6 protein-coding genes are annotated in these 8576 nt (G+C 60.7%); 3 read left to right on the top strand and 3 right to left on the bottom strand.

All coding sequences use genetic code 11. The annotated features are described in order from the left end of the window. Window positions 1-3658 (bottom strand): calcium-binding protein (locus AC1DVM_RS21680; RefSeq protein WP_477257957.1); only part of this gene is annotated, 3658 nt, incomplete at its 3' end. Window positions 3659-3710: 52 nt separating this feature from the next. Here AC1DVM_RS21680 and AC1DVM_RS21675 point away from each other — a divergent pair. From AC1DVM_RS21675 to AC1DVM_RS21665, 3 genes are read left to right on the top strand one after another with little or no spacing between them, the layout of a single operon-like run. Then, window positions 3711-3947: a hypothetical protein gene (locus tag AC1DVM_RS21675; protein ID WP_477257955.1), complete on the top strand. Its 237-nt coding sequence runs from the start codon at window positions 3711-3713 to the stop codon at window positions 3945-3947. A 30-nt stretch (window positions 3948-3977) separates the two neighbouring features. Then, complete coding sequence (locus AC1DVM_RS21670; protein WP_477257953.1) at window positions 3978-6554, top strand: ATP-binding protein; 2577 nt, start codon at window positions 3978-3980, stop codon at window positions 6552-6554. Window positions 6555-6564: 10 nt separating this feature from the next. Next, a complete protein-coding gene (locus AC1DVM_RS21665; protein ID WP_477257951.1) occupies window positions 6565-6897 on the top strand; it encodes a response regulator in 333 nt (110 codons plus the stop codon). Here the strand turns inward: AC1DVM_RS21665 and AC1DVM_RS21660 are convergent. After that, window positions 6894-7124, bottom strand: coding sequence for a hypothetical protein (locus tag AC1DVM_RS21660; protein WP_477257949.1), 231 nt, complete (start codon window positions 7122-7124; stop codon window positions 6894-6896). The genes AC1DVM_RS21665 and AC1DVM_RS21660 overlap by 4 nt on opposite strands. 1215 nt (window positions 7125-8339) lie before the next feature. After that, window positions 8340-8576: KUP/HAK/KT family potassium transporter (locus AC1DVM_RS21655; protein WP_477257947.1), on the bottom strand; the 237-nt coding region annotated here is incomplete at its 5' end.

Below are 8576 nucleotides of genomic sequence, written 5' to 3'. Positions count from 1 at the left end.
GGTTGGCGCCGGTCTCGATCGTGTCGTTGCCCGAACCCGTCGTGACCGTGTAGCGCTCGACGCCGTAATGGTAGAGCCGGGCGTAGCCGCCGATCGTGCTCGAGCTGGAATAGCCGTCGATGCTGGCATAGTCGCCGTCGAGATACGCCGCCTCCGTCAGCCCGGACCAGTCCACCACCAGGTGGTCGAAACCTTCACCACCATGCACTTCCTCGAAAGGCGTATCGTCCTTGGTCGCGCCGCTGGGGCCGACGACAAGCGTATCATTTCCCCCCAAGCCCCGAAGAAAGTTGGCCCCGCGGTTGCCGGCCAGCACATTGTCGAGGCTATTGCCGGTCAGGTTAATGCCGTGGGTGTCGTCCGCGAGCGTCACGTTCTCGACCTGCGCGCCCCAATCCGTGTCGAGCGAGAAGGTTGCACCGTCAGAAATGCCACCGGTCACAATACGGACCTCGTCAGTACCGCCGCCGGCCAATTCCACAAGCCGGTCGCCCAGGCTGTCGAAGACATAGGTGTCGTCGCCGCCGCCACCTTCGAGACTATCCACGCCCATGCCTCCGTTCAGCGTGTCGGCGTTGGACGTGCCGATGATCAAGTTCCCGTCGCTGTTGCCGGTTCCGACACGGGCCGCGCCTGCGAGAACGAGTTCCTCGATACCGCTTCCCTCGGCTAGGGCAAAATCGACGGACGTCTCGACGCGGTCGTGGCCGCCGGCGCCCGTTCCGTCGCTGTCGTGGACCGTGTCGTTCTGGTGATTGACGAAATACAGATCGTCTCCAGCGCCGCCCTTGAGGACATCGCCCCCATCACCGCCATCGAGCGTATCGTTGCCGCCGCCGCCGTGCAGCGTGTCGTCGCCGATGCCGCCCTGGAGATCGTCCATGCCCTCTCCACCGAGGAGCGCATCGTTTCCTGCCCGGCCTTCGAGACGGTCGTCGCCCGCCATGCCGAGGAAGATATCGGCCCCGGCATGGCCCAGCATAGTGTCGTTGCCGACGTTGGAGCCCTCGAAGACTTCCACCTCGATATAGGTGTCGCCCTCGGCGTCCCCGCCGTGAGCTTCCCCGGTCTCCCGGTCGATGAAGACGGCTGCCGTCGATTTCTCGTATGTCACGATGTCAAACTCGCCGCCGCCGTTCAGGGTGTCGCCACCCGCGCCGCCGTCGAGGACATCGTCTCCGCTCTGACCCTCCAACAGGTCATTCCCGGCACGCCCGAAAAGATAGTCGCGGCTCTCGCCACCGCGGATCACGTCGGAGGCCGCGCCACCGTAGAGATGATCCATCCCGCCGCCGCCGTCGAGCGTTGCCGAGATCTCGAGATCCGGCGCCAGCAGGATCGCATCGTCATCCGCGCCTCCGTTGGCCACGATGCCCGTCACGCCCTCGAAGCTCTGCATTCGCGAGAAGGCAAGCACGGAAACATCGTCGGAGCCGCCGATCTCGAAGCTCTCGGCGCCATCGATCTTGTTCGACGTYGCGCGAAGATGGGCTCTGTCGCCGATGTTGAGGACGAGGACGCCATTCTCCACGGCGCCAAGGTCGGGCGGAGGAGGCGGAGTTCCATCGGCTGTGATGGGTGGCACGTCCGAGAAGGAGAAGCCGCCAATCGTGTAGCGTGGCGAGTTATAGCGCCACAGATCGTAACCTGCCACGTTCACGAAGGCTGCGAAGCCCGCCGTGATCTGGCCCGACATGTCGAAGATGCCGAAGGGATTCGTGAGCAGGGCATTGCCCATCTCATCGAGGTAGATCCTTCCGTCCGCGGTGGATCCATTGACGAGATCGTTGAGGTTGAGAAGGATCTGGCCGGCGATATTGCCGGCTCCGCCGATGGTTGCGAAGGGAATCGATGCCTCGACGGCGAGTTGGAGCAGAACGGAGAGCGAGACTTCTGGCGCGTCGACGCCGTTCAGCTGCTGGTCGCTGACGAAGAAACCGTTGAAGACCGACGCGTAGTTCGTGTACCCGCTCTCCTTGAACTGAAGGAGCCCGCGGGTGTCGAAGCCGAAGGCCATATCCATGGCGACATCGATGGCGCCCTCGAGATTGATATTGATTCCGGGGAAGACCGGGAAGACGGCAAGATTGGCGAGGTCTCCAAGCGGACTTCCGTCCGAAGCAAGCGCGCCCCCGAAATTGAGGGACAGCGCCGGCAAGTCGAGCGTGAAGAGGTCCGTCTGCCCGCCCAGAAGGAATTTGAAAGCCTCGAGCGGATTGCTCAGGATCGGAAACTTGAAGAAATCACCGAGGAGCATTTCCTTGAGGATGTCCTGGCCGCTTTTGCCGCTGCCGCTGGAATCGACCGCCGCGTAGTTGCCGCTGATCAACTCACCCAGGAAGCCGGCAAGGTTCTGAGCCCCGCTTAGAGCCTGGGGAGCGGCGTCGCCAAGAAGGAACGATGCGTCTCGGATGTCTTCCAGGATCTCGAACGATCCGAGATCGTACTCGTCGGGACCGAATGTCTTGCCCTGGAAGAAGGCGGCCCAGTCCACGATGTCGTCGACAAGGTCGATGAACTCGACCGCGGTCGTCAGATTGGCCTCCGGCTGCGCCATCTTGATGAAGTCGATGAGCGTAATCTTGTGGTCCGCAGCATCGACGCCGCCATTGCTCGCACCCGCCTTGTCGAAGATTCCCTCCCAGTTCGGAAAGGCCTTGAGGAACGTCAGGTCAGTGCGGAAGATCGCAAGCGCCTTGTCTATCGGCTGTAGCACCGGATCGAGATGGGCTAGGATGGGATTGATGAAATCTTCGACGAAGGTGCCGAAGTCATAGCTGACATTATTGAACACGACCTTCGGCGTGCCGCCGAAGGGCTGGCCGCCATCCGGATTGACGGTCGAGTTGTCGAATGCCCAGTCGACGGCAAGGTCCGCGCTGATCTTCGGCAGATTCTCCTCGCCCATGTCGCCGGAGAGGTGAATGTCGATGTCAGCCTGCCCGCTGAACTTGGCATCGAGAATGTCCGCGCCGCTACCAAGATCCGACAATCGCAACTCGCCATCGGCATCCTTGAGATCGACGGAGAAACTCCCGGTCAGGGACGAACCCATGTCCGCGGCATTGAAGTTGAGAAAGCCGAGGGACGCATCGGCCGCAAGCTGCGGAGCCGTGACGCTGATTCCCAGTGCCAGTTCCGGCGCTCCACCATTCGTCACGAGGTAGAAGGCGTCGGTTCCGCTGGCATCCGCACCCACCGTGAAGTTGAACTGGCAGGAGAGATCGACTTGCGCTTGGCCGGAAGTGCTGATCCCCAGCCCTCCGAGACCAAGATCGGAAGCGAGGTCAAGTGTGACGGTTCTCGCCTCGTTGCAGGTGAATTCGATCCGGACATCTGTGCCAGTCACGATGACATTGGCGACAGTCTCAAGGAAAAAGGCTGCCTGCAGCGCGTCGTTAATGGCGTCCTCGACGGTCGCCTCAAGATATTCGGGCGAATTGTTAAGATCGTTCAGAGCCTTGAAGATCGTCTCCTTCAGATCGCCAATCTGATTGACGGTCGACTCCGCCGCGTCGAAGGCCTCCTTCAGTTTCGCTCCGACAAAGGGCAGCTTCTGCGCCAGTACTTGCAGAGACAGAGCGCTTTCGATCCGACCTAGCGCTTGGTCAATGCCAGCTTTGAGCTGAGAGATCTTCTCGGCCGCTATCAAAGTCATTGTAGTCCCCCATGGGGAGCCCACTTTAGGGCTCGTGTTCCAATAGTTTTCGGTGCTGATCCGGAATGAAGCGGCGCGTCAGGGCAGCGCGCTCGGCATCGCGCCGCAAGCCATCATCGCAGCTGTGGTTTTGTTGTCGGTGCATTCCACCGCATGGGACTGCTGGTGCAATCGACGCCGCGAGAGCGCCCGACTCGACATTGCGGCTGGCGCAAAAGCGCTCGGCACGATTGCCGGCTCATGTCCCCGGGCGCAAAAAGAGCATGCGGGAGCCCGCAAACCCACCTAAACGATTGCTGCTCACGCATCCGGCTGCCCAGTGCCCATCTTTAAGAGGAGGTTAAAATTCTTAGGCGTTTGCAGCCTTGGCGCTGCTTCAGTGCACTTCACGAGCGCTACCAAAGTCTGCACCGCAGCCGCTCACGAATGCCTCTACAAGAATGCCCCGCCAAAACTATCTAGCTCACTGAGCTATAAAAGCGACGTGCCTAGCGGTCAACGGAGTACTACCTTAGAGTGCCAGCCGATTCCCCTCCCAGGTCGCAAGATGAGATTCCCGCTCCGGCCGCGACAGGCCTCTATCCATGCACTGCTCTGGATTGTCTTCCTGATCCTGACCGTCGGCCCCGGTTCGGGTCCTGCCTCAGCCCAGGCGGTCGATCCCGAGAGGATTGCCATGGGCATTACGGCCGATCATTTCGTCGATCCGACGGGCCAGTTGCAAATCGAGGCGGTTGCCGCGAATGGGGCACTCTTCATGCCGGCGAACGGACAGGCGGCCAACCGCGGCGTGAGCCCGTCCGCCCATGCGGCATTCTGGCTTCGGGTCAGGATCCCTGATGTCGATCCCGGTCTGGATTGGGTCTTGTCATTGCATGAATCGCGAATTTTACGCGCCGTTCTCTACCTGCCGGTCGCGTCGGGATGGCGTTCGCTCGAGTGGAGTCCGTCGGCCGATCACGCCGCTGGCCGTCCTCTTTTGCGCTATCCCGCCTTCCGTCTCGATGGGGCGGAAATTCCCGGGCGTGTGGTCTACCTTCGTGTCGAGACGCACTCCTCCATGCGTGCGCTGCTCTGGCTGGAGTCGCACCGCGCCTACACGGCAACCTACAGTCAGCAGTCTCTAGCCTTCGGCGCCCTCATTGGTGCGCAGTTCGCCCTGTTCGCCTATTTGTGTGCCATCGGTTGGGCTCTCAAGGATGGCGCCCTCCTGCGGCTGAGCGCGCTCGTCCTAGCGTTCGTCGCCTATGTGGTGACCGACCGGGCCATTCTCGAAACCGCGCTGGTTCCAGGTGCGTTCGATCTCTCGCGGATGGCCTCACTGGCAAGTTCGCTGCTGGTCTTTGCCGCCTGGTTATCGTTCGAAGCCTGCTATCTGAAGGTGCGAGCCCATATGCCTCACCTTGCGCTGGCGAACTGGTTCGCCGTTACGCTTATCGCCGCCTGCGCGGTCCTGGTCGTCATCGAATTCCTGATGAACATGCGGATCGTCCGGCTTTACTCATCCTATATTGGGCTGATGGCGCTGGCGGCCGGAGTGGCCATGGCCTTGGCGATGATGCGTTATGAGTGGCGGCGCGCCTCCGCATTCCTCCTGTGCTGGCTCCCCGCGATTGGCGGCGGCGCGGCCCGTCTGTCTCTCGATGCAGCAAGCGGCCTGAATCCCGACGCTATCGCCGTGAATGCCGTCTACTGGGGCGCGGGGTTTTCGCTCCTGATCTTCGGGATCGTGGTCTCCTTCGATATTCAGGCTCGGGAGCGAAAGCTTCTCCGGGAGGCGCGATCGAGTGAGACGCGCTTCCGCAGCTTTGCCGACAGCGCCTCTGACAGCTTTTGGGAATGCGATGCGCAGGGACGGTTGGCCTATCTGACGGGACGTCTCGATAGCGCGACCCTTGGGCTCGAGATTGAGGCGGATTTCATTGCGGGCCTTCGCCGGGCGGCGCGATTTCCCGATCAGGGGAGTCTGACAGCTTTGGCGGAAGCCTTGCACGAACGGCGTGCCTTCCGTTCCGCCGTGCTGAGGCTCTGGGAACCATCAGGGGGATTCCGGCACCTTTCCTTCAGCGGAGCCCCTTCTTTCGACGGCAACGGACGCTATTGCGGGCATCGCGGCGTTTTCAGCGATGTGACCAAGGAGACGCTTCTGAGCGAGCGGCACCTTCAGCAGCAAAAGATGGTGGCTCTTGGGCAGCTTGCCGGCGGCGTTGCGCATGAGATCAACAACCTGCTCCACCCGATCATCAACCTTACCCGCCGGGTTCGCGGTAGCCTCGATACAAGCGATGAGCGCTGTTACCAGATGGGACTTGTCGAAGATGCGGGGCTGCGTGCCCAGGAGATCGTTGCCAGCGTCCTGGCGACTGCCCGCCCTGCACCTCAGGTAAGTCCGATTATCCCTTTCCGGGGGGCTCTCAAGAAAGCAGTCGATGCGGTGCGCCCGATCATCCCGGCTGCGATCAAGCTCGATCTGACCATGGATCAGGTGGAAGGAATCACCGTTCCGGTTGGCGAGGTGTTGCAGGTCATCAGCAACCTGGCCAGCAATGCCGTTCACGCTCTCCACGGAGCCGGGCGCATCGCAATCTCTCTGACCGCCCATGAGAATGAGCAAGGGGCTGTGTTATGCGTCGCTGACGATGGCGAAGGCATGGCTCCCGAAGCGCGTCGTCATGCGTTCGAGCCGTTCTTCACTACGAAGGGTCCAGGTGGCGGAACCGGGCTCGGCCTGCCGGTCGTTTATGGGATTATCAACGGATGGGGTGCATCTATCGACATCCTGTCAGAGCCGGGCCAGGGGACCCGGATCATCATCACGCTGCCGGCGAGGCTGAGAGCGACAAGAGGGGATGGCAATAGCGATGCAGAACTCGCAACACGTTTTGATTATCGATGATGTCCTTGCCGTGCGTGAGTCGATCCGCATTGCGCTGAATGCCGCAGGCTTCACGACCAGCATCGCCGAGAATGGCCAGCAGGCTCTGGAGGTCCTGTCGTCCGGCTCCTTCGATGTGGTGGTCACCGATATCTGGATGCCGGGAGTCGACGGAATCACGCTCATCAAGCGTCTCAGAAGCCAGCAGCCCAAACTGCGGGTATTCGCCGTGACCGGCGGTGGTCCTCGCATGACCACTGAGACTGCAACCTCGCTTGCCGAGATATGGGGGGCCGAGAGGGTCTTTGTGAAGCCCTTCGACGAGGCACTGTTGATTGCCGCGATAAACGGCAAGGACCACTAGTCGCCCTCATCTGTGTGATTTGCTTTGTTCGACTGGAGGCGGCGCAGAATCTGCTCCAAGGCACTGGCAAGAGCAAGCCGATGTGGTCCATCGAACTCTTCAATGACGTCCGAGAGCAGGTTGAGAGGATCGTCGCCCAAGAGCACACGTCCGGCCTCTGTCAATTCAACCTGCCGGGCGCGACCGCGTCCCCGCCCTTCGACATTCGCCACATAGCCCTTGGCCATGAGCGTGCGCACAGTCCGTGTCACCGGACCGACAGCGAGGCCCTGGAACCGAGCCAAGGCACTTGCGGTTCGTTGCGCCGGCTCAGCTGATGCAAAATAGCGAAGAGCCGTCCATTGCGCCGGGAATAGGTCGGCGGCGAAGCCAAGGGAGTGCAGCGTCCGTGAGGTCTGGTCGAGGAGGCGCGCAAGGGCCGCCGCTGGAATCAAGCGTCTCGCTGGCACAGTGAACTCTGAGTTTCACGAGAGGCACTGCTACACGGGTCAGCCCTAGAAAGCAACGGTGTCACCAGTAACCCCAGTTGATCCGAAAGGCTCACCACCGAAGGTCAAGAACATGAGGCACGGTAAATACCGGTGAGTTAGCGAGTTCGACCAAGCGAGCTTTGCCATGATCGTGCTGCCCACGATGCAACTCGGTATACGAGCCTTCAAAGCTTCCATTGTCCATATCGTCTCGAGTGCTCGTGTAGACCGCCCCTGTCTTTGCTCTTCTCAGGCGAGTTCCACATCTTGGCACGCGGAGATGAGGAGAACGGTCGCGCCACTTGACCGATTCAAACTTTCCGTTCCATTCTGAAATTAGAAAAGAACTTTCGTTGGCGCTCAAAAGTGGCTCTGTGACCTCCGGGGCTGCGAGCCGGGTCCGAAGATCTCCCTCGGAGTATCCATTAAATTGAGCTGCGAGTTGCGGGGAGATGACTTGCCTATCTGGGCTTTGCTACCGCAACTCTTTGCCCGGCATGCTGGGAGAAGCCGCAAGTTCCATCAGGTGAAAGAACGCCATTAGGCGCGGCACCGTCGAGGTTCGCTTGCTACGACGGGTGTGAGCACAAGCTTGATGTGCTCTACAGCCAGCTCTCGCCGGAGCTACGAGGCAGAGTCGATGAGGTCTACGAATACACGGACATACTGAGCATGGAGTCTGAACTTCGGGATGCCGCAAGGGCCTTTGTTCGATGGCGCTATGCCCACGAATACGAGGAGCTCGTTGCGAGCCCTGAGACGCTGTCTAGGATCGGGACTACTCTACCCCGCATGGTTCGCGAAATGAGGCCCGATCTGGTGAGCGATTTTGAAGCGTAAGCTTCGAGATCAGCAGTGTAGCCTTGCATGTGATTATGGATTGCCGCTCCAAAGCGGACATCTGCTTAACTTCCGAGTTGTGCCATTTTGAGACGTTCCAGTTTTCTCCGCATCAACKAACCCAAAGCGAATTCAGACGGTCACCTGAGTTCCGACCTCAACCACGCGCCCGGTGGGAATTTGGAAGAAGTCGGTGGCGTCGCTGGCTGACTTGGCGAGGCTGATGAACAGCTTGTCCTGCCAGAACGGCATGCCGCCGTGAACGGACGGGCGGATCGAGCGGCGCGAGACGAAGAACGACGTCGCCATGATGTCGAACTTGAAGCCCTGCTTTCGCAGAAGAGCGAGGCCGCGCGGGATGTTCGGTGC

The organism is Microvirga sp. P4_A5, from assembly GCF_056402495.1.
Note: the sequence above shows the minus strand (reverse complement) of the source record. Positions and strands in the feature narration are given on the sequence as shown.